Origin of the sequence: Citrobacter sp. RHBSTW-00570, from assembly GCF_013739755.1 — a bacterium.
Classification (GTDB): Bacteria; Pseudomonadota; Gammaproteobacteria; order Enterobacterales; family Enterobacteriaceae; genus Citrobacter; species Citrobacter braakii.
In genome coordinates, this window is record NZ_CP056399.1 from 4,116,431 (window position 1) to 4,136,939 (window position 20,509).

General features: G+C 53.1%; 18 protein-coding genes. 5 read left to right on the top strand and 13 right to left on the bottom strand.

Going from position 1 to position 20,509, the window contains the following annotated elements:
* Positions 1 to 6: 6 nt before the first annotated feature.
* From HV237_RS19615 to HV237_RS19630, 4 genes are all read right to left on the bottom strand, one after another.
* Positions 7 to 1,236 (bottom strand): polysaccharide deacetylase family protein, encoded by a 1,230-nt coding sequence (locus tag HV237_RS19615; RefSeq protein ID WP_047358493.1) that lies wholly within the window; start codon positions 1,234 to 1,236, stop codon positions 7 to 9.
* 61 nt (positions 1,237 to 1,297) lie between these two features.
* Complete coding sequence (locus HV237_RS19620; RefSeq protein WP_016151735.1) at positions 1,298 to 1,738, bottom strand: PTS sugar transporter subunit IIA; 441 nt, start codon at positions 1,736 to 1,738, stop codon at positions 1,298 to 1,300.
* 103 nt (positions 1,739 to 1,841) lie between these two features.
* Complete coding sequence (locus tag HV237_RS19625) at positions 1,842 to 2,612, bottom strand: ABC transporter permease (RefSeq protein ID WP_003829467.1); 771 nt, start codon at positions 2,610 to 2,612, stop codon at positions 1,842 to 1,844.
* Positions 2,609 to 3,535: an ABC transporter ATP-binding protein gene (locus HV237_RS19630; protein ID WP_046275357.1), complete on the bottom strand. Its 927-nt coding sequence runs from the start codon at positions 3,533 to 3,535 to the stop codon at positions 2,609 to 2,611. Before HV237_RS19630 ends, HV237_RS19625 begins: the two co-directional genes overlap by 4 nt.
* Positions 3,536 to 3,636: 101 nt before the next feature.
* Here HV237_RS19630 and can point away from each other — a divergent pair, with 101 nt between their 5' ends.
* Positions 3,637 to 4,326, top strand: a complete 690-nt coding sequence (can, locus tag HV237_RS19635) for a carbonate dehydratase (protein ID WP_016151733.1) — start codon at positions 3,637 to 3,639, stop codon at positions 4,324 to 4,326.
* A gap of 70 nt (positions 4,327 to 4,396) precedes the next feature.
* On the opposite strand, the gene hpt is transcribed toward can, so the two are convergent.
* Positions 4,397 to 4,933, bottom strand: a complete 537-nt coding sequence (gene hpt / locus HV237_RS19640; protein WP_016151732.1) for a hypoxanthine phosphoribosyltransferase — start codon at positions 4,931 to 4,933, stop codon at positions 4,397 to 4,399.
* A 203-nt stretch (positions 4,934 to 5,136) separates the two neighbouring features.
* Between hpt and HV237_RS19645 the strand changes: the two genes are divergently transcribed.
* The gene (locus HV237_RS19645) at positions 5,137 to 7,527 is read left to right on the top strand and encodes a glucose/quinate/shikimate family membrane-bound PQQ-dependent dehydrogenase (protein ID WP_047358508.1); all 2,391 of its coding nucleotides are present in this window, start codon (positions 5,137 to 5,139) and stop codon (positions 7,525 to 7,527) included.
* A 34-nt stretch (positions 7,528 to 7,561) separates the two neighbouring features.
* On the opposite strand, the gene HV237_RS19650 is transcribed toward HV237_RS19645, so the two are convergent.
* Both HV237_RS19650 and cueO read right to left on the bottom strand, forming a co-directional pair.
* Positions 7,562 to 8,083 carry a hypothetical protein gene (locus HV237_RS19650; protein ID WP_016155709.1) on the bottom strand — a complete coding sequence of 174 codons (522 nt, stop codon included), beginning with the start codon at positions 8,081 to 8,083 and terminating at the stop codon, positions 7,562 to 7,564.
* 121 nt (positions 8,084 to 8,204) lie between these two features.
* A complete protein-coding gene (gene cueO / locus HV237_RS19655) occupies positions 8,205 to 9,821 on the bottom strand; it encodes a multicopper oxidase CueO (RefSeq protein ID WP_046275358.1) in 1,617 nt (538 codons plus the stop codon).
* A 153-nt stretch (positions 9,822 to 9,974) separates the two neighbouring features.
* On the opposite strand from cueO, the gene HV237_RS19660 reads away from it, so the two are divergent.
* Entirely contained in the window at positions 9,975 to 10,322 is a 348-nt protein-coding gene (locus HV237_RS19660) for a YacC family pilotin-like protein (RefSeq protein WP_003018667.1), read from the top strand.
* Between the two features lie 30 nt (positions 10,323 to 10,352).
* Here the strand turns inward: HV237_RS19660 and HV237_RS19665 are convergent, their stop codons facing one another.
* The 6 genes from HV237_RS19665 to acnB all read right to left on the bottom strand — a co-directional run bounded on the left by HV237_RS19665 (position 10,353) and on the right by acnB (position 17,638).
* A complete protein-coding gene (locus HV237_RS19665) occupies positions 10,353 to 11,120 on the bottom strand; it encodes a DeoR/GlpR family DNA-binding transcription regulator (RefSeq protein WP_016151728.1) in 768 nt (255 codons plus the stop codon).
* 9 nt (positions 11,121 to 11,129) lie between these two features.
* Positions 11,130 to 12,113, bottom strand: coding sequence for a D-threonate 4-phosphate dehydrogenase (locus tag HV237_RS19670; RefSeq protein WP_080859362.1), 984 nt, complete (start codon positions 12,111 to 12,113; stop codon positions 11,130 to 11,132).
* On the bottom strand, positions 12,103 to 13,374 hold the full coding sequence (locus HV237_RS19675; protein WP_047358491.1) for a D-threonate kinase: 1,272 nt from the start codon (positions 13,372 to 13,374) through the stop codon (positions 12,103 to 12,105). Before HV237_RS19675 ends, HV237_RS19670 begins: the two co-directional genes overlap by 11 nt.
* Positions 13,371 to 14,324 (bottom strand): 2-keto-3-deoxygluconate permease 1, encoded by a 954-nt coding sequence (locus HV237_RS19680; protein ID WP_016151725.1) that lies wholly within the window; start codon positions 14,322 to 14,324, stop codon positions 13,371 to 13,373. The genes HV237_RS19675 and HV237_RS19680 overlap by 4 nt, the downstream gene beginning before the upstream one ends.
* A gap of 179 nt (positions 14,325 to 14,503) precedes the next feature.
* Positions 14,504 to 14,866 (bottom strand): protein YacL, encoded by a 363-nt coding sequence (gene yacL / locus HV237_RS19685; RefSeq protein WP_046275362.1) that lies wholly within the window; start codon positions 14,864 to 14,866, stop codon positions 14,504 to 14,506.
* Positions 14,867 to 15,040: 174 nt separating this feature from the next.
* Complete coding sequence (acnB, locus tag HV237_RS19690; protein WP_181541585.1) at positions 15,041 to 17,638, bottom strand: bifunctional aconitate hydratase 2/2-methylisocitrate dehydratase; 2,598 nt, start codon at positions 17,636 to 17,638, stop codon at positions 15,041 to 15,043.
* Positions 17,639 to 18,085: 447 nt separating this feature from the next.
* On the opposite strand from acnB, the gene HV237_RS19695 reads away from it, so the two are divergent.
* Together HV237_RS19695 and HV237_RS19700 are read left to right on the top strand one after the other, a co-directional pair.
* Positions 18,086 to 19,687 (top strand): DUF3300 domain-containing protein, encoded by a 1,602-nt coding sequence (locus tag HV237_RS19695; protein ID WP_047358489.1) that lies wholly within the window; start codon positions 18,086 to 18,088, stop codon positions 19,685 to 19,687.
* 10 nt (positions 19,688 to 19,697) lie between these two features.
* Complete coding sequence (locus HV237_RS19700) at positions 19,698 to 20,492, top strand: DUF2950 family protein (protein ID WP_016151720.1); 795 nt, start codon at positions 19,698 to 19,700, stop codon at positions 20,490 to 20,492.
* Positions 20,493 to 20,509 lie beyond the last annotated feature (17 nt).

The window sequence follows — 20,509 nt, forward strand, 5'->3', positions numbered from 1 at the left end:
CAGCCCTTACCCCTGCGGCTGATTACTTATCAGCCGCGACATCGTCTCCAGCGAATCCGTTCTTAAAATATAAAGTCTTTTCAATAAGAACGGATTATCCCCCGGTTTAACCTTCCCTCTCACCGTGGTGACCGCCATGTGGAATCCCGCGTCGCCTGCCGCTTTTACTGCCGTGGAGTTATAGCCGCCAAACGGATACGAAAGATAAAGAACGTGAGGGTTAAACTGAGACAACGCCCGACGCGAACGGGCGAAATCAAACAGAATATTATGATAGCTGCGACTCAGCAGGATTGGCCGGTGATTCGCATCAACCCGATGTAAAAAATGGGTATGCGACTGGAAGTCGAACACGTCCCTGATCTCATTCAGTTCCGCGATGCTCATAAACTGCAGTGATTTCGGATCCCACTTCTGCGGGTGGCGCTTGATACGTGAGGAGATAATAAACGCCGTTGCCTTCATGCCGTGCTGCTTAAGAATCGGGTAAGCATAACGACTCACCGACTTCAGACCATCATCAAAAGTCAGCACCACCGCCCGCGCCGGGAGATTCATATTATTGCGAACATAGCCTTCCAGTTGGTACATCGTCAACGTGGTGTAGCCGCGGTCCTGTAGCCAGGCCATCTGGTTGCTGAAGGCGCGTACGGAGGTTGTCGTGGAGGTGTGGCGAAAACGGGTATTCTCTTCATCGCGCAGAATATGGTGATAGGTTAACACCGGGATACCGTTGTCTTCCTGCGCATCCAGAGCGCTGATATAGGCCAGTCTGCCGCCAATACGGATCTGGTACCAGGTTTGGTTGAGACGGTCTTTAAGCTTGCTGATAACCGGATAACGCAGATTATCCGCCAGCACGCCAAACGGGGCGCTACCAACATCCGGAGCGTTATAAACCGGCGTATCTTTCCAGGTGATCAGGCTTTGGTTGCTGAGGGGTTTATTGAGATCGCCCAGACCATCGTCGACTTTCTGCCGCCCCTGCACAGGCTCCAGATGCCCCTTATCAATAAACCCGGTACCAAAACCAAAGGTAAATTCGTAATAGTCTGCCGCAATTGGCTCAACGGCGAGGATCTGCCCGGCGCGAATATTTCCTACCGTCACCATCTTGTTGCCAATCTGCGCCCACACGGCGGCCGCTTCGGTGGTTTGCATGTAGCGAGCAGGCAAAGCCGCAGCTATGCTGCCAGAAAACAGGAGCAATAAAACAAGCAGAACGCGCATCACCATATGAGATAACCGAGGCGAGAAACCCCGGCTATTGTAGCAAAAGCACCATCAATACCAATGATTAATACTCATACAAATCATGCTTCAACACGAAGGGGGGATTTTTCTGTTGTTGATGCCAGAGGCTAGAGACTTCGGGCCCGCCAAGCGCAACGATGCTATCACGAAACGCAGAACTGCTCATCGATTCCCGCGACGAAAGCATTCGCTCAAGCAATGGATAACTGATACCTGAAATCACTTCACACTGGGGATGTTTATGGCTCATTAACGAAGCCACGCGGTAAGGCGCGGCCCCGGCCATATCCGTCAGGAATATCACACCCTCGCCAGAGTCTGTAGCATGCAGGGCATGGCACATCATGCGGCTTAGCATATTCGAGCTAAGCCCACGCCAAAAACTCACCGCCTGGCATTGAACCAACGGGCCGTACTTTTTCTCCAGACGATGCAGCATATCCTGTGCCTTATCATCATGACAGGTAATTACCCAACCTAGCATTGCCTACCTCCTTAGCAGGCAAGTAGTTTATCAGGGTGATAAATCCGTAATGGTGATAAGCATCAAAAGTCTTCCTCTCCCGGGGAAGGAGAGGAAGAAAGACTTAGCTGCGCAGGCCGCGTCCGCGCTGAATCAGGTACCAGCACAACAAATAAAACGCCGCGATAAACACCACCAGCACGCCAAAGGTGGTGACCAGCGGAACATCATGGATCCCGAGGAAGCCGTAACGGAAACCGCTAATCATGTAGACAATCGGGTTCAGATGCGACAGTCCCTGCCAGAACGGCGGCAGCAACGTTAACGAATAGAAAACGCCGCCCAGATAGGTCAGCGGAGTCAGCACGAAGGTTGGGATCAGGCTGATATCGTCAAAGGTTTTAGCGAAAACCGCGTTCAACAGACCGGCCAGCGAAAACAGCACCGCTGTTAACACCAGCGTAAGCGCCACAAAGACCCAGGAATGCACCTGGAACGGCACAAAGAACAGCGAAATCGCTGTTACCAGGATCCCTACGCACAGGCCACGCGCCACGCCGCCGCCAACAAAGCCGGCGATGATCACGTGCGTCGGTACCGGAGCGACCAGTAACTCTTCAATGTTGCGTTGAAACTTGGCGCTGAAGAATGACGATGCCACGTTAGCGTACGAGTTGGTAATTACCGCCATCATAATCAGCCCTGGCACGATAAACTGCATGTAGCTAAAACCATGCATTTCGCCGATTCGCGAGCCGATCAGGTTACCAAAGATAATAAAATAGAGCGTCATAGTAATGACGGGAGGAACCAGAGTCTGGACCCAGATACGCATAAAGCGGTGGATCTCTTTCGCCCAGATGCTTTTCAGCGCAACCCAATAAAGCTGCATCATGCGCGATCTCCTTGTTTTTCATGCACCAGAGAAACAAACAGTTCTTCCAGTCGGTTCGCTTTGTTTCGCATACTCAATACCTGAATGCCCTGGGCGCTCAGCTGTGAGAACACGCTGTTGACCCCCTGTTCACGCAGTACTTCAACTTCCAGTGTGGAGGTATCCACCAGCCGGTATTGATAGCCCTCCAGTTTTGGCAGCGGGCTTTTCGGCGCCAGATCGAGAATAAAGGTCTCGGATTTCAGCTTAGAGAGCAGGCTCTTCATCGAGGTGTTTTCCACCAGCTCGCCATGCTGAATAATGCCGATGTTGCGACACAGCATTTCCGCTTCTTCGAGATAGTGAGTGGTCAGAATAATCGTGGTGCCTTTGTCGTTTAAATCCTTTAAAAAACCCCACATTGAACGACGCAGCTCAATGTCGACCCCCGCCGTCGGTTCATCAAGGATAAGTAATTTAGGCTCGTGCATTAGTGCGCGGGCAATCATCAGACGGCGTTTCATCCCGCCGGAGAGCATGCGCGCGCGCTCGTTACGTTTTTCCCATAAATCGAGCTGCTTTAAATATAATTCGCTGCGTTTGACCGCCTCTTTATACTCAACGCCGTAATAACCCGCCTGGTTGACTACGATCTGCTGCACGGTTTCAAACGGGTTAAAATTAAACTCCTGCGGTACCAGACCAAGCTGGCGTTTCGCATTAACGGTATCTTTTTCAAGATCGTATCCGAAGACGCTCACCCGCCCAGAGGTTTTATTCACCAGCGAACTGATTATCCCGATGGTGGTGGACTTGCCTGCGCCATTCGGTCCCAAAAGCGCATAAAAATCCCCCGCTTCGACTTGCAAATCTATTCCGCGTAACGCCTGAACGCCACCAGGATAGGTTTTTTTAAGTTGTTGAAGTTCCAGAGCAATGGTCATGGTTTTTTACTTACCTTACATTCTAATGCTTGATATTTGGTTTTAATAAATCAGGAGTTACCCTATATTAGCGCAACGCAATTCAATTGGTTACAGCCTCCATGAAAGACATAGATACACTCATCAGCAACAACGCGCTATGGTCAAAGATGCTGGTAGAAGAGGATCCCGGATTTTTTGAAACGCTGACTCACGCACAAAATCCGCGCTTTTTATGGATTGGATGTTCCGACAGTCGCGTTCCCGCAGAACGTTTAACCGGTCTTGAGCCGGGTGAATTATTTGTTCACCGTAATGTTGCCAATCTGGTTATTCACACCGACCTGAACTGTCTCTCAGTGGTTCAGTATGCGGTAGATGTGCTGGAAGTGGAACATATTATTATTTGCGGCCACTATGGATGTGGTGGCGTACAGGCGGCTATTGAAAATAAAGAACAGGGGCTGATTGATAACTGGTTACTGCATATTCGCGATATCTGGTTTAAACACAGTTCACTGCTGGGTGAAATGCCGCAGGAACGTCGCATTGACACCCTGTGCGAATTGAATGTAATGGAGCAGGTCTACAACTTGGGCCACTCAACCATCATGCGTTCAGCCTGGAAGCGCGGTCAGAAAGTTACCATTCACGGCTGGGCTTACGGTATTCATGATGGCCTGCTGCGCGATCTGGACGTCACCGCCACCAGTCGCGAAACGCTGGAGCAGCGCTATCGTCAGGGGCTGTCTAACCTCAGCCAGAAACATACCAATCACAAGCAGATACCAACAAGCGGCAGCGACGCTTAAGTCGCTTTTCGGCCTGCGGGGAAGTATCGTGCAGGCCGAATAAGCAAAGCGCCATCAGGCGCTCCCGACATTACTCGTCCAGCAGCACCACTTTGCCAACGTACGGCAAATGGCGATAACGCTGGGCATAGTCAATGCCATAGCCGACAACAAACTCATCTGGGATAGAGAATCCGATAAACTCAACCGGAACATCCACTTCGCGACGGGTAGGTTTGTCCAGCAGCGTACAAATAGCCAGGGATTTCGGCTCGCGCAGGCTCAGAATCTCACGCACTTTGGACAACGTGTTACCGGAGTCGATGATGTCTTCGACAATCAGCACGTCCTTGCCACGAATGTCTTCATCCAGGTCTTTCAGGATTTTAACATCGCGCGTGGTGGACATTCCGCTGCCATAGCTGGAAGCAGTCATGAAATCGACTTCGTGGGAGACATGCACTTCACGGCACAGGTCGGCCATAAACATAAATGAGCCGCGTAACAGACCAACCAGCACCATATCGCTGCCGCTGTCCTTGTAACGTTCGTTAATCTGACGTCCCAGTTCAGCAATACGCGCTTTGATCTCCGCTTCCGGGATCATGACTTCAACAGTATGTTTCATATCTCTAACCATATGATTTAAAAACAAATCACTCAATGCTAACTTTTAATAAGTCAGCATCTAAGCGCAAGGCACGCAGTATACCAGCAAAAGCATTCATACGCGGCATCTGTTGATAAAGTTCATAATGTGACGTTTATCACGCGTTTTAGCTCCTATAATTAACTGCTATTAAAGAAATAACACCTGTGATGGTATTTTTTATGGCAAATAACAACGTACGTTCTCAACGGCTTATCGTGACCCTGAGCGCCCTGTTTGCGGCACTTTGTGGACTATATCTCCTGATTGGTGGAGGCTGGCTGGTCGCCATCGGTGGCTCCTGGTATTACCCGATCGCGGGCCTTGCCATGCTCGGTGTGGCTCTCCTGCTGTGGCGCAGTAACCGATCCGCCCTTTGGCTGTATGCCGCCCTGCTTCTCGCCACCATGATTTGGGGCGTCTGGGAAGTCGGCTTTGATTTCTGGGCGCTGACGCCGCGTAGCGACATCCTGGTCTTCTTTGGTATCTGGCTTATCCTGCCTTTCGTCTGGCATCGCCTGATTATCCCTTCCAGTGGCGCAGTAGCGGCGCTGGTGGTGGCCCTGCTGATTAGCGGCGGTATCCTGACCTGGGCTGGCTTCAACGACCCACAAGAGGTTCACGGCACGCTGAGTGCAGATACCTCTCAGGCCGATGCAATCTCAGCGGTTGCCGACGAGGATTGGCCGGCTTACGGTCGCAATCAGGAAGGTCAACGCTACTCACCGTTAAAACAAATTAACGCTGACAATGTTCATCAGTTGAAAGAAGCCTGGGTATTTCGTACCGGGGATTTAAAACAACCCAACGATCCCGGCGAAATCACCAATGAAGTCACGCCAATAAAAGTGGGGGATACTCTTTATCTGTGTACCGCCCACCAGCGGCTGTTCGCCCTGGATGCGGCCAGCGGTAAAGAGAAGTGGCATTTCGATCCCCAACTCAATACCAATACCAGCTTCCAGCACGTAACCTGTCGCGGCGTTTCTTATCATGAAGCCAAACCGGATACGGCTTCTGCAGAGGTGATGGCCGACTGTCCGCGCCGCGTCCTTTTGCCGGTCAATGATGGTCGACTGTTTGCCTTGAATGCCGAGACCGGCAAGCTGTGCGAAACCTTCGCCAATAAAGGTATTTTAAATCTGCAGACCAATATGCCGGATACCTCACCGGGCCTGTACGAACCGACGTCTCCCCCGATAATCACCGATAAAACTATCGTTATTGCCGGGTCGGTAACCGATAACTACTCAACCCGCGAAACATCCGGGGTGATACGTGGTTTTGACGTCAATAACGGCAAGCTTCTGTGGGCATTTGATCCCGGTGCCAAGGATCCTAATTTCATCCCGTCAGATGAACATACCTTCACCTTTAACTCACCCAACTCCTGGGCGCCTGCGGCCTACGACGCGAAGCTGGATCTGGTGTATCTACCCATGGGCGTTACCACGCCGGATATCTGGGGCGGTAACCGCACACCGGAACAGGAACGTTACGCCAGCGCCATTCTGGCGTTAAATGCCACGACCGGGAAATTGGCCTGGAGCTATCAGACCGTTCACCACGATCTGTGGGATATGGATTTACCGGCACAGCCAACCCTGGCGGATATCAACGTCAATGGAGAGAAAATTCCGGTCATTTATGCCCCGGCAAAAACCGGTAATATCTTTGTGCTCGACCGCCGTAATGGTGAACTGGTGGTGCCTGCCCCGGAAAAACCGGTGCCGCAAGGTGCAGCCAAAGGTGATTATGTCAGCAAAACCCAGCCGTTCTCCGATCTCAGTTTCCGTCCGCAAAAAGATCTCAGTGGTGCGGATATGTGGGGCGCAACCATGTTTGACCAGTTGGTGTGCCGCGTAATGTTCCACCAGCTGCGCTATGAAGGCATTTTTACCCCGCCTTCAGAGCAAGGCACTCTGGTGTTCCCGGGTAACCTCGGCATGTTCGAATGGGGCGGTATTTCCGTTGATCCCAACCGTCAGGTAGCCATTGCCAACCCGATGGCGTTGCCGTTCGTTTCTAAGCTGATCCCACGCGGTCCCGGCAATCCGATGGAGCCGCCGAAAGATGCCAAAGGTACTGGCACGGAGTCCGGGATTCAGCCGCAGTACGGCGTACCATTCGGCGTAACGCTTAATCCATTCCTTTCACCATTTGGCCTGCCGTGTAAGCAGCCAGCATGGGGCTACATTTCCGCCGTAGATCTGAAAACCAATCAAGTGGTGTGGAAAAAACGCATTGGCACGCCACAGGACAGCATGCCATTCCCAATGCCGGTTCCGGTGCCGTTCAATATGGGGATGCCGATGCTGGGTGGACCTATCTCCACCGCGGGTAACGTGCTGTTTATAGCCGCGACTGCCGATAACTATCTGCGCGCATACAACATGAGCAACGGTGAAAAACTGTGGCAGGGTCGGCTTCCGGCAGGCGGCCAGGCAACGCCGATGACGTATGAAGTTAACGGTAAGCAGTATGTGGTGATATCCGCCGGGGGCCACGGCTCATTTGGCACTAAGATGGGCGATTATATCGTGGCATACGCGTTGCCGGACGACGCGAAGTAAAATGGAAAACGCCCGCTAATCAGCGGGCGTTTTTTTATTCAAACTTCAGTGACAGTAACGACGCTTTTGCGGCTTCCTGATACTGAGCCACCAGATCTTTGGTCATATTGAAGGAGACCTGCACCGCTTTCTCGTTTTGCGAGGTAATCAGCAGCATATTGAGAATTTCAGTATCCGGCGCTTGAGAACGGAAAGTAATCAGCCACGCTTTATGTCCATCAACCGTGACAGGTTCCGCCTGCGGCTTGAAGTTGGTCAGCATCTTCAGTGTCGCATCCTTTGCCATATCCAACTGAGCGGCAGGCAACGCGTTGCGCCCGGCGGTAATACCTAGAGACGCTTTACCGCGTTCGTCACCGTAAATCACCTGAGGACGGTTTTCAGAAGGGTATTTGATTTTTGCCATTTCGTCCGGCATCGGCGTAAGCGTCTGCGGAATTTCGAGACTTAAATTCAGTTTTGAAATCTGTTGACGTTCCATCTTCATCGCAGCCTGTGCCGAAACCGCCAGAAGCATAATAAAAGATGCCGTCAGTACTTTACGCAAAAGGGTCATGAATACCTCGTGATGAGTGATTAACCTCATCAGTATATGAATGCCTTTACTCGACGATAGAGTAATAATCCGTTTTTGGAATAAACATTTAGCGGATAGCGCCACCGCTATCCGCCGCTGTTTATACGGTAAACCCGAGCATCATCCCGGTATCCTCATGCTCTAACAAATGGCAGTGCGCCATATAGGCATGTTCCTTTGGCGCGTCGTGGTCAAATTTCACCAGCACCTCGCTCACGCCGCCCTCTACCCGCACCGTATCTTTCCATCCCGCGCGGTGCGCAGCAGGCGCTTTGCCATTTTCAGACAGAATACGGAACTGCGTGCCGTGAATGTGGAACGGATGCAGCATCATGTCGCCCTGACCGGAAATCACCCAGCGTTCGTGTTGACCTTTCGCCGCGGCAAACATCGGTTTATTCATATCAAACGCCTGACCATTAATCCGGTTGGCATTATGGAAATCGAATGTTCCATGCTTCATGTTGCCCATGTCGCCATGCTGCATATTCCCCATCTCACCGTGGTTCATATTGCCATGCTTCATGTTCCCGTGGCCCATATTGTCATTATTCATATGGCCCATCATCTTCCCATGATCCATACCCGCCATAGCCTGAGCGCCGTACTTCTTCATCAACATTTGCATGCCCATCATGTCGAGCATTGGGTCCATCGATAATTGCAGTTTGCGCACCGTCAGCCCCTCAAGCGATGGCAGCGCCGGCATGGATGTCAGCGTATCCGGCAACGTGCCGGAAGCGGTAATCAGCAGCGGCTGAACGCGCATCACCGGATGCGGCTTATCAAATGGCGCAATCGCCATGCCCATCTGACCCACAGGCAGAGTGACCAGATCAAACGCTTTACCGTCGCTCACATCCACCAGCACTTCAAAGCGTTCGCCCATCAGCATAGGAAGTTCGGTTACTTTTACTGGCTCCGCCAACAGTCCGCCGTCGCTGGCAATAACGTACAAAGGACGATTGTCGCTGGCCGCGATATTCAGTGAGCGTGCGTTACAACCATTTAGCAGACGCAGACGCAGCCAACCGCGCGGTGCAGCATGCTGAGGATAAATCGCCCCATTGGTCAGCAGCGTATCGCCAAACCAACCGACGGCAGCGGTCATGATGTCCAGTTGATAGTTAACCTGACCATCAGCAGAGAACTGTTTATCCTGAATAATCACCGGCACATCATCAATGCCCCACTGCTTAGGCAGCAGCAGCTTGCGAATCTCTTCATCTTCAATCAGCACCAGTCCGGCCAGGCCCATCGCCACCTGATGACCAGTCTTCCCATGCTGATGCGGGTGGAACCAGCAGGTTGCCGCGCGCTGATCCGGTGTGAAGGTCACAGAACGTTTCCCACCCGCCGGAATAATACCTTGCGGGCCACCGTCGACTTCACCGGGGATTTCCAGCCCGTGCCAGTGCAACGTCGTCTCTTCGGCAAGCTGGTTATGGATATCCACCGTCACCGATTGCCCTTTACTCAGCTTGACCGCCGGCCCGAGCAAACTGCCGTTATATCCCCAGGTCGTGGCTGTTTTACCGGCAAAACTCGACTGTCCGGCTTGCACGATCAGTTGCATACGGTTAGAGGCATCTGCGGTTAACAGGTCTGGAATGGGTAATGCGGGACGGTCTGCAGCAAATACGCTCCGGCTCCACAGAGGTAACGCTGACGCGACGCCCAGCGCCACGGAGTACTTTAAAAAGTCACGACGTTGCATAATCACTTCCTTATATTCAGCAGCTTAAGCAGGCTATCTTTTAAGCATAAGCCCTCCCCTTACGGGAAGGTCAAGTAAACGGCTAATAATAAAGGTCGTCGCTTCGCTCGCAGTGTGCTAACGTTTAAATTCCGTGATGCAGTGGTAGAAGCAATGAAGACGTTTTTCAGAACCGTTTTGTTCGGCAGCCTGATGGCCGTATGCGCAAACAGCTACGCGCTTAGTGAGTCCGAAGCCGAAGATATGGCCGATTTAACGGCAGTTTTTGTTTTTCTGAAAAATGACTGTGGATACCAGAATTTGCCAAATGGGCAGATTCGTCGCGCACTGGTCTTTTTTGCCCAGCAAAACCAGTGGGACCTGAGTAATTACGACACCTTCAATATGAAAGCGTTGGGTGAAGACAGCTACCGCGACCTCAGCGGTATTGGCATCCCAACGGCCAAGAAATGCAAAGCGCTGGCACGTGACTCCCTGAGCCTGTTGGCTTACGTTAAATAATCTCCGGCACGACCACGGTTGATATTACCGTTACTCTGGCTGAACCAGCGTGAGGGCAACGGATTGCGCTTTTAATTCAGCCTGCGCGTTTGGCGCTAAATTCACATCGGTAACAACATCGGTAAAGCGGCTGAGCGGCGCGACGTTAAATAACGAATGCGCGCCGTACTTACTGCTATCCGCCAGTAATACCTTCCGTTGAGCATTAGCAATAATTTCCTGCTTTAATCCCGCTTTGTCTTCCGTGGGCGTGGTTACGCCCTTTTCCATACTCCAGGTGTTACAGCTCATAAAAGCGATATCAGGATAGACGCTGCGCAACATTTTCCGGCCAAACTCACCAATACAAGACTGGCTACTGTCATCGATACGCCCACCGACGATCGTCACCTCTATCTGGCGAAATTCTGACAAAAAAAGGGCAATGTGTAGATCAACGGTAATGACGCGCAGCGGCAAATGCGTCAAACATTTTGCCAGTTCCAGCATCGTGGTACCGGCGTCAAGCACCACGGCATCGCCCGCGCGCACCATTGAGGCGGCAAAACGCGCAATCGCCCGTTTCTCAGCACGCGAACGCAGTTGCTTTTCGTTCGTGGTCGGCTGCGCCGCTTCAAAGCGTCGTAACGCAACACCGCCGTGGCTACGGCTGATCACACCCTGTTCATCCAGCTTAATGAGATCGCGTCTGATCGTTGCTGGTGAAGCGTCAACCGCATCAACCAATTGTTCCACGGTAACTAGCGTATGATTTTTCAAATACGCCACTATCTTATCCAGACGGTGTTGCCCTTTCATAACAGTAAATTACGCCAGTTGCATTGCCAGTTTGATCGATACGGCCATGCTCTCAGATTTTGCTTTTCCCGTCCAGGCGATATCAAATGCCGTACCATGATCGGCAGAAGTACGAATGAACGGCAAACCTGCTGTGATATTTACGCCATCATAAAAACCGAGCAACTTCAGTGGGATATGTCCCTGGTCGTGGTACATCGCCACGACCATGTCATACTGGCCCTCATAAGCCTGTAAAAACACGGTATCCGGTGGGCACGGACCGTAAACATCCATCCCCTTCGCCTTCATATTTTCAATCGCAGGCCCGACAATACGGATTTCCTCATCGCCAAACAGGCCATTCTCACCGGCATGTGGGTTCACTCCCGCAACGGCAATACGCGGATGCGCAAAGCCTACGCGCTTCAGGAAGGTATCGGCAATGCCAATCACCGTTTCGACACGTTGCCCATTGAGCGTATCGAGGAATTTGCGCAGAGCGATATGCGTGGAAACATGGATGACTTTCAGTTTGTCAGTGTACAGCACCATTGCGTAATCACGACTTTCCGTCAGCGTTGCCAGCAGTTCCGTATGTCCGGGATAATTGTGTCCACCAAGATGCAATGCTTCTTTGTTCAACGGCGCGGTCGCAATCGCATGCACATCACCCTTCATTGCCAGTTCCGTCGCGCGTTTCACACAGCGATAGGCCAGATCGCCCGCCTGCGCCTGTACGGTTCCCGGAACAAGTTCATCGGGTTGTGCCAACGGTTCATCAATCACATGAATCGTATCTGGTGTAAATCGGGCATCGGCGACCTGTTCAATAGCGCGAAATGTCACCCCTTCGGCCAACCCCTGGGCCTGCAATCGATGCAGCGTTTTCAGGCACCCAACCACCACTAACGGCGCACCGTTAAGCTCATCCTCGCGTAGCGCTTTAACAATAATTTCCGGACCAATCCCCGCCGGATCTCCCATCGTAATCGCAATTGTTTTAGTTACCACGGTACATCTCCTCAATAAAATACAGCGCATCACAAAGGGTCGTGTCAGAACCGAATCCGCCCGCTTTGGTAATCACAGGCAAGTCATCAATCTCGCTATTCACAAACGTTCCACACGGAATACAGGGGGCAACCTCACTTTGAATGCGATACCCTTCGGCTCCCAACGCACTGGCGACCGCCGTGGCAATATCACCTCCGGTCAGGAACAAGCCGCCGATACGTGCCTGTTCAATAATGTGCAGCGTTATCATTCCGAGACGCTGGCTCAGCAGTTCTCCTAGCTGTTGTCGGCTCATTTCCACGTTACGACACAGCGCGTCGATCATATCCCGGTCTTCAGCACGCCGACTGGTGCGCAGGATCGTGTGGTGTTGTTGACTCAACAGCCCACAAGCCTGCTCAATAACGGAGGCCATTTCCTGCTCGAATGCTGACCCTGCCAGGCGTGCGGCATCAACGTCCACCACCTTTGCCCGGTCCTGACACAAGGCCTTTTCCACCTGACGTCGCGTTGCTTCGCTCATTGAGCCCGCCACAACCAACACCGGCAATTCCTGCTTTTCTTGCATAAACGTTCCGGCCGGTAGCGCATTGGCAAGCCCCGCCGCCCCGACCAGTAGTGGCATCTGTTTTTGCTCACAGACCGCCTGAGCAATCAACGCGAGATCTCGTTCCTCTTGCGCATCCACCACCACCATACATACACCTGCTGTCGCGAATCCGCTCAGCAACGCACTCAAGCTTCCCCGACGCACATCCGCTAGCGACACCTCATGTACCGGGATATCGCTTTGTAACGCGACCAGTTCAGCAATACGTGAAGAGAGAATTGGCGTTTTCGGATCGCTGGCGAATTCCGTCTCCAACAGCGGTACGCCATGAACCAGGCATAATCCATCCCGTGTGGTACGCCCGGCGGCAGGAATCGCCGCCGCAATAACGGCCTGCGTCCGACCAGCTGTGTGCATGGCAGCAGTAACTTCAGCCCCTACGTTGCCACGGAATGTCGAGTCGATTTTTTTGTACACCAGCGGTTTTATTGCTTCTTCACACCATGGCGCTAACGCCTGTTGTACAGCTGCTGCGGCCTGCATTGCAGGCATCGCCCGACTTTCCGTGTTGATGACCAGAACATCGACGCGACGAGAAGGCTTCTGTGCCGATGTAAGCATGACCTCAGTGCGTGCGCCTTTTTTCGCCAACTGTACGCCGGTATCGTTAGACCCCGTAAAATCATCGGCGATAACGATCATTTTCATGCTTTCTTCTCCTGCACCGCCTGACGCGCCTGTTTTTTCGCCACCCACGACGTAAGAATTGGCGTCAGAATAGCGGTGGTAATTACCGACGCAGCAATCAACGGCGCAGCCGCAGCGGCAACCTCTGCCAACGATGGATCGGCTTGTGCTATCGCCAGCGGCGTCGCGACGGCGTTCCCCGCTGTACTGGATGCAGCGGCGCCAGCAATACCACTTCCGCCTACCAGACGATCGGCACGAATGTTAAAGAAGCCGCCAACAAAGGTGGTCAGCACGCCAAGCAGAATGCCTGCCAGACCACCCTGCAGCAGCATTTCCAGATTAATGCCAGCCCCAAGTGCAAACGCAAAGAAAGGAATGAGCAACGGACCGCCTTTGGTCAGGAAGTCACGCATATTGGCATCGAGGTTACCGAGGATCATACCTACCGCCAACGGTACCAGAACTGCCACCAGCGCCATGACAGGAATGTTTGCCATACCCGCAGCACCCAGTGCAATCATGGTAAAGAAAGGTCCGTCATTCAAAGACAGAATGGAAATCGCACCGACATCACGTTCGTTGCCAAATTCCCCAACCAGCGCCGCATAAAGCCCGCCATTGGAGTTACTCATTGCCGCAATAATGGCGACACCGCTCAAGCCAAAGATGCCTTCTGCACCAAACAGGTGTTCAACCCCGAGACCAATCGCGATTGCGACCAGCAATTTCGTCAGCGTAATCGTACCGCCTTGTAACAAAGCCTGTGGTGCCGCCTTTACACTAATTCCCGCCCCCATGCAGAGCAGGAACGCGCCGATCAAAGGAGCCGCACCATTTTTAAATAAAGCCGTGGTGAATCCACCGATCTGCAACGCCTGCGGGGCAAAAGTGTTGATAATGGCACCGATAACCAACGGCACTACCATCATGCCGCCGGGTACGCGTTCTATTGCCTTCTTGATGTTCATGGTCTTCCCGCCTGTTGTTGTGTTGTGATTAAATAAAATCATAACGATTATATTCAATCAAAAACAGATCGCAAACGCGGCAGATCACAGTTTTAAAATGATTAATAAAAATCAAATAATCATTTCAATGAAAAAAAGCCGGGTTCGTCTCACCCGGCTTCATTGATATCTGAAATATCTCAGGATTGTTGTACAAACTCGCGGTACGCCGCCACGACCTGAAGAAAGTCCTCTACGCCGCAGAGTGAAAAGCTCTCTTCGTCGTAGTAGCTCATCCCCTCTTCCATTTCATCTCCGGAGAATTCCAGCTGATTGGCGCGCACCATCACCTCTTCACCATCCAGCCAGAGCGTGTATTCATGCCCTGCTCGCTGCCAGGAGCGCTCACTGCCCTTCACCGCATGCGCCGCCTGTTCCACTTCATCAAGTAAGGCCAGGTTTTCTTTCACTTCTTCGTTAAACCAGTGCCCCACCACCTCGTGGCCCATGGACATACGCACTTTTACCAGTCCGGTAATATCGCGCAGAAATTCGTAATCCATAATGTCTTCCTCTGCTCCCGGCAATGCGCCAATACCGCATTGCGCCTTGCTGTAATTATCGCAGCAGCGCGGCAGAAAAAAAGCGTAGCGGGTATAAGGAATAGAAATAAAAATGCCCGGAGAAGCAGACTTCTCCGGGCATTGATGCGTTTTTACACAAATCGCGTTAGCGTATTACACCGCGGTCTGGAAAATCACACCATCGGCTTTCTCAGTATACTGAGACAGCTGGTCGAAGTTCAGATAACGGTAAGTATCCACCGCCGTCTTATCAACCTGCACCACATAGGTCTGATATTCTTCCGCCGTCGGCAGTTTGCCAATCAGCGCCGCAACCGCCGCCAGCTCCGCAGAAGCCAGGTAGACATTCGCCCCGGTACCTAAACGGTTCGGGAAGTTACGGGTAGAGGTCGAAACCACCGTTGCGCCGTCAGCCACACGCGCCTGGTTACCCATGCACAGCGAGCAGCCTGGGATCTCAATACGCGCACCGCTCTTACCAAACACGCTGTAGTAGCCTTCTTCGGTCAGCTGCGCCGCATCCATACGGGTTGGCGGAGCCACCCACAGACGCGTCGGCAACTGGCCTTTGTGTGCATCCAGCAGTTTACCCGCCGCACGGAAGTGGCCGATGTTAGTCATGCAGGAGCCAATGAAGACCTCATCGATCTTCTCGCCCTGCACGTCAGACAGCAGACGCGCGTCGTCCGGATCGTTCGGTGCACACAGGATTGGCTCTTTGATATCCGCCAGATCGATGTCGATCACCGCCGCGTATTCTGCGTCAGCGTCGGCTTCCAGCAATTGCGGATCCGCCAGCCATTTTTCCATCCCCTGCACACGACGCTCCAGCGTACGGCGATCGCCGTAACCTTCAGCGATCATCCACTTCAGCAGAACGATGTTAGAGTTCAGATACTCAACGATCGGCTCTTTGTTCAGTTTGATGGTACAACCGGCAGCGGAACGTTCAGCGGAGGCATCGGTCAGTTCGAACGCCTGCTCCACTTTCAGATCCGGCAGACCTTCGATTTCGAGGATGCGGCCAGAGAAGATGTTTTTCTTACCTTTCTTCTCAACGGTCAGCAGACCCTGTTTGATCGCGTACAGCGGAATGGCGTGTACCAGATCGCGCAGGGTAATCCCCGGCTGCATTTTGCCTTTGAAACGCACCAGAACGGATTCCGGCATATCCAGCGGCATCACGCCGGTCGCAGCAGCAAACGCCACCAGGCCAGAACCCGCCGGGAAGGAGATGCCAATCGGGAAACGAGTATGGGAGTCACCGCCGGTGCCGACGGTATCCGGCAACAGCATGCGGTTCAGCCAGGAGTGGATTACGCCATCGCCCGGACGCAGCGACACGCCGCCACGGTTCATGATGAAGTCCGGCAGAGTGTGGTGCGTGGTCACGTCAACCGGCTTCGGATACGCGGCAGTGTGACAGAAGGACTGCATCACCAGGTCAGCAGAGAAGCCCAGGCACGCCAGGTCTTTCAGTTCATCACGGGTCATCGGGCCGGTGGTATCCTGAGAACCCACGGAGGTCATCTTCGGTTCGCAGTACGCGCCCGGACGGATACCTTTCACGCCGCAGGCGCGGCCCACCATTTTCTGAGCCAGAGAGAAGCCGCGGCTGCTTTCCGCCACGTCTTTCGCCTGACGGAATACGTCGCTGTGCGGCAGTCCCAGCGCTTCGCGCGCTTTGGTGGTCAGGCCACGACCGATGATCAGCGGAATACGGCCACCAGCGCGCACTTCGTCGATCAGCACATCAGTTTTCAGCTCAAAGCTTGCCAACAATTCGCCGGTTTCGTGGTTACGCACTTCTCCTTTGAACGGGTAAACGTCAATCACGTCGCCCATGTTCATGTTCGAAACGTCCACTTCGATTGGCAGTGCGCCCGCATCTTCCATGGTATTGAAGAAGATCGGTGCAATTTTGCCGCCGAGACACAGACCGCCGCCGCGCTTGTTCGGTACATGAGGGATATCATCGCCCATGAACCACAGTACGGAGTTGGTTGCAGATTTACGCGAAGAGCCGGTACCAACAACGTCACCCACATAAGCCAGCGGGTAGCCTTTATTCTGCAGTTCTTCAATCTGTTTGATCGGGCCTACCGCGCCCGGCTGGTCCGGTTCAATACCTTCACGGGCGTTTTTCAGCATCGCCAGCGCGTGCAGAGGGATATCCGGGCGAGACCATGCGTCCGGTGCCGGAGAGAGGTCATCGGTGTTGGTTTCACCCGTCACTTTAAACACGGTAACGGTGATTTTTTCAGCCAGAGCTGGACGGTTCAGGAACCATTCGGCATCGGCCCAGGACTGCATTACCTGCTTCGCATATTCGTTGCCCGCTTTGGCTTTTTCTTCTACATCGTAGAAGTTATCGAACATCAGCAGCGTTGAAGAGAGCGCTTTGGAGGCAATCGGCGCCAGTTTTGCGTCGTCAAGCGCGTCGATCAGCGGATGAATGTTGTAACCACCCTGCATAGTGCCCAGCAGTTCAATGGCTTTTTCTGGAGTCACCAGCGGGGAGGTGGTGTCGCCTTTCGCGACGGCAGCGAGAAAACCCGCTTTAACATAAGCGGCTTCATCTACGCCAGGAGGAACGCGGTTGATCAACAGGTCTAACAGGAATTCTTCTTCGCCCACAGGCGGGGTCTTCAGCAGCTCGACAAGTGCGGCCATTTGGGTTGCGTCTAACGGTTTTGGCACAATCCCCTGGGCAGCACGCTCAGCTACGTGCTTACGGTATTCTTCTAGCACGACGATATCTCCTCGCTCTCATTGTCATAATGCGGCGCTTTTGTAGATGGGCGATTCTCTTCACGCTCCTGTGAGACAGTAGTTAGTAGGGTAAATGCCCGGTACCGCGTAAGGCACAATAACAGGATTTTCATTAAGTGTTAATCCGTTTACAAAAAAGCAACATAAAAAATTGGCTGAATCGTTAAGAATGGTGTAGCGACAAGGCGGGGCGTAATTTAGGCTCCCTAAAAACGATGTAAAACGGTTAATTTTCAAGCGTGACATGCTGAATATTCCAGCGATTTTTCAGCCATCAGATATAATTGTGTAATAAATCTTCACACTCTTTTTCCGGACCTGCCGGGTGAATCCCCAATAAAAGTCAAAACTATCTAACACGGGTGAATAATACTCGCGGCAACAGAACGCCTCACGGCACAGCGCTTGTCTCGTTGGAGTCATTTTATGAAGTTGCCCTTTAAGCCACATCTGCTTGTCCTTCTGTGCAGTGCCGGGCTGTTTGCCGCCTCTGGCGTGATGTTCGTTAAAAGTCGCGCAACGGAGCCAGCAGCTCCAGCCCCCGTCGCACAGCAACCGTCCGCACCGGCTCCAGCTCCCGTAGCGGCCCCTGCCCCGGCCGATCAACCAGCGCCCACCGCAGCCCCTACGTACACATCGGCACAAATCGACCAGTGGGTTGCGCCTATCGCGCTCTATCCGGATTCACTGCTGTCGCAAATTTTGATGGCCTCAACCTACCCGGCCAACGTCATCCAGGCCGCGCAGTGGTCAAAAGACAATCCCAAAATGCAGGGTGATGCCGCCATTCAGGCCGTTGCCAGCCAACCCTGGGATCCCAGCGTAAAATCGCTGGTGGCGTTTCCGCAGCTGATGTCGCTGATGGGTGAAAATCCGCCGTGGGTACAGAGCCTGGGCGATGCATTCCTTGCGCAGCCGAAAGAGGTTATGGATTCCGTTCAACGCCTGCGTGCGCTGGCGCAACAGACCGGAGCGTTACAATCAACACCGCAGCAGACCGTTACCACCGTGGCCAAAGCAGCACCGACTAAAACCGTCACCAGCGAGTCAACGACCACAACAGCCACGACCGCAGCTTCAGCAAGCCCAACGGTAATCAAAATTGAATCCGCCGACCCGCAGGTAGTTTACGTTCCCACCTATAACCCAAATACGGTTTACGGTACCTGGCCGAACACCGCCTATCCGCCAACCTATCTACCGCCAACGCCCGGCGAGCAGTTTGGCAACAGCTTCGTTAACGGTTTAGGCTTCAGCCTCGGCGTCGCCACAACTTATGCCATCTTCAGCAATATTGACTGGGATGACGACGATGACTGGGATCACCATCATAACGATGACTGGGATAACCATGGCGGCTATAACCGCAACGGTGATAACAACATCAATATCAACGTAGATAACTTCAATAAAATCAGTGGACAGCGTCTGACGGATGCCAACCGTACCTGGCAGCACAACCCGGCCTATCGCGAAGGGGTGCCGTACCCTAATAGCCAGCTCAATAACCGCTTCCACTCCACTAACACGGCTACGGGCCTAAGCTCAACCCAGCAAAGACCGGTCAACCGTGATAGCCAGCGTCAGGCAGCGTTGAGCCAGATGGAAAAATCAACGGGGAAAACCTTCCCCCAGACGGCGCGTACGGGAACGAAAGACGCCCAGCGTCAGGCATCCAGCCAACAGCTAAAGCAAATTTCCCAGCGTAATAACTACCGTGGTTACGATACCAAACCGCAAACGGCAAAACGGGCAAACACTCAGCAACATGAACATCGCCAGGCCGCCACTCAGCGACAAGAGAAACGGGTCACGCAACCAGCGCAGCAACGCAACGTGCAGCAGCGCAATCTTCAACAGCGTACCAGCCAGCCGCGGGCCAATGCGCTGAGCGGCAACGACAGTCGCTCCGCCAGTTGGCAGGCGCAGCAGCAGCGAGGGGCTCAAAGCAGGCAGGTCGCCCGCAACCAGCCATCTCGCCAGCTATCCGGCGACCGTGCTGAACACCGTGAATTCCGTCATCGTTAAGGGAACCGACATGAAAAATAAACTACTCAGTGGAATGGTGTTATTCATGGTTTCGACCACCGCGATGGCACAGCAATCCTTCAGCACACCAGACCAGGCGACCGATGCCCTGGCAACCGCGATAAGCGAGCAGAATGAAAGCGCGATGAACAACCTGCTCGGGGAAAACTGGCGCGAGTTTCTGCCACCGGAAGGCGTCGATCCTGATGCGGTTGATCGCTTCCTGCGCGACTGGAAGGTCCGCCATAATACCGTCATCGACGGCAATACCGCACACCTGGTGGTCGGGGACAGCGACTGGCAACTGCCGATCCCGGTTGTTAAAACCGCTTCCGGCTGGCAATTTGATATCAAGGAAGCGGCTGAAGAGATCCTGACCCGTGAGATTGGGCGCAACGAACTTGCGGCTATTGAAGCATTACACGCCTATGTAGATGCTCAGCAAAGCTACTTTGCGATGAACCAAAAATACGCGCAAAAGATTGTCAGTTCTGAAGGGAAAAAAGATGGTCTGTACTGGCCTGTTTCGCCCGGCGAAGCGCCAAGCCCGCTTGGCCCGGCCTTTAGTCCGCAAGAGCCTGGCACGGGCTATCACGGCTATCGTTTCCGTATCCTTCCCGATAAAACCAGCGGCTTTGCGATGGTTGCCTGGCCCGTCAGCTACGATCACACTGGCGTTATGAGTTTTATGATTAACGGTGATGATAAAGTCTACCAGGCCGATCTCGGCGTTGATTCACAACAGAAAGCCGAGGCGTTAACCGCATATCATCTGGATAAAAACTGGCAGCCCGTAGCGCCCTGAGTGCCAGTCAAATAGTG

Bases quoted from the DNA above. Each gene is read 5' to 3' on its own strand.
- HV237_RS19695 (WP_047358489.1), top strand. From the start codon at position 18,086: ATGAAGTTGCCCTTTAAGCCACATCTGCTTGTCCTTCTGTGCAGTGCC.
- HV237_RS19680 (WP_016151725.1), bottom strand. From the start codon at position 14,324: ATGAACATCAAGAAGGCAATAGAACGCGTACCCGGCGGCATGATGGTA.
- yacL (WP_046275362.1), bottom strand. From the start codon at position 14,866: ATGGATTACGAATTTCTGCGCGATATTACCGGACTGGTAAAAGTGCGT.
- HV237_RS19630 (WP_046275357.1), bottom strand. From the start codon at position 3,535: ATGACCATTGCTCTGGAACTTCAACAACTTAAAAAAACCTATCCTGGT.
- HV237_RS19625 (WP_003829467.1), bottom strand. From the start codon at position 2,612: ATGATGCAGCTTTATTGGGTTGCGCTGAAAAGCATCTGGGCGAAAGAG.
- HV237_RS19675 (WP_047358491.1), bottom strand. From the start codon at position 13,374: ATGAAAATGATCGTTATCGCCGATGATTTTACGGGGTCTAACGATACC.
- HV237_RS19645 (WP_047358508.1), top strand. From the start codon at position 5,137: ATGGCAAATAACAACGTACGTTCTCAACGGCTTATCGTGACCCTGAGC.
- can (WP_016151733.1), top strand. From the start codon at position 3,637: ATGAAAGACATAGATACACTCATCAGCAACAACGCGCTATGGTCAAAG.
- HV237_RS19660 (WP_003018667.1), top strand. From the start codon at position 9,975: ATGAAGACGTTTTTCAGAACCGTTTTGTTCGGCAGCCTGATGGCCGTA.
- hpt (WP_016151732.1), bottom strand. From the start codon at position 4,933: ATGAAACATACTGTTGAAGTCATGATCCCGGAAGCGGAGATCAAAGCG.
- HV237_RS19620 (WP_016151735.1), bottom strand. From the start codon at position 1,738: ATGCTAGGTTGGGTAATTACCTGTCATGATGATAAGGCACAGGATATG.
- HV237_RS19665 (WP_016151728.1), bottom strand. From the start codon at position 11,120: ATGAAAGGGCAACACCGTCTGGATAAGATAGTGGCGTATTTGAAAAAT.
- HV237_RS19615 (WP_047358493.1), bottom strand. From the start codon at position 1,236: ATGGTGATGCGCGTTCTGCTTGTTTTATTGCTCCTGTTTTCTGGCAGC.
- HV237_RS19650 (WP_016155709.1), bottom strand. From the start codon at position 8,083: ATGACCCTTTTGCGTAAAGTACTGACGGCATCTTTTATTATGCTTCTG.
- HV237_RS19700 (WP_016151720.1), top strand. From the start codon at position 19,698: ATGAAAAATAAACTACTCAGTGGAATGGTGTTATTCATGGTTTCGACC.
- cueO (WP_046275358.1), bottom strand. From the start codon at position 9,821: ATGCAACGTCGTGACTTTTTAAAGTACTCCGTGGCGCTGGGCGTCGCG.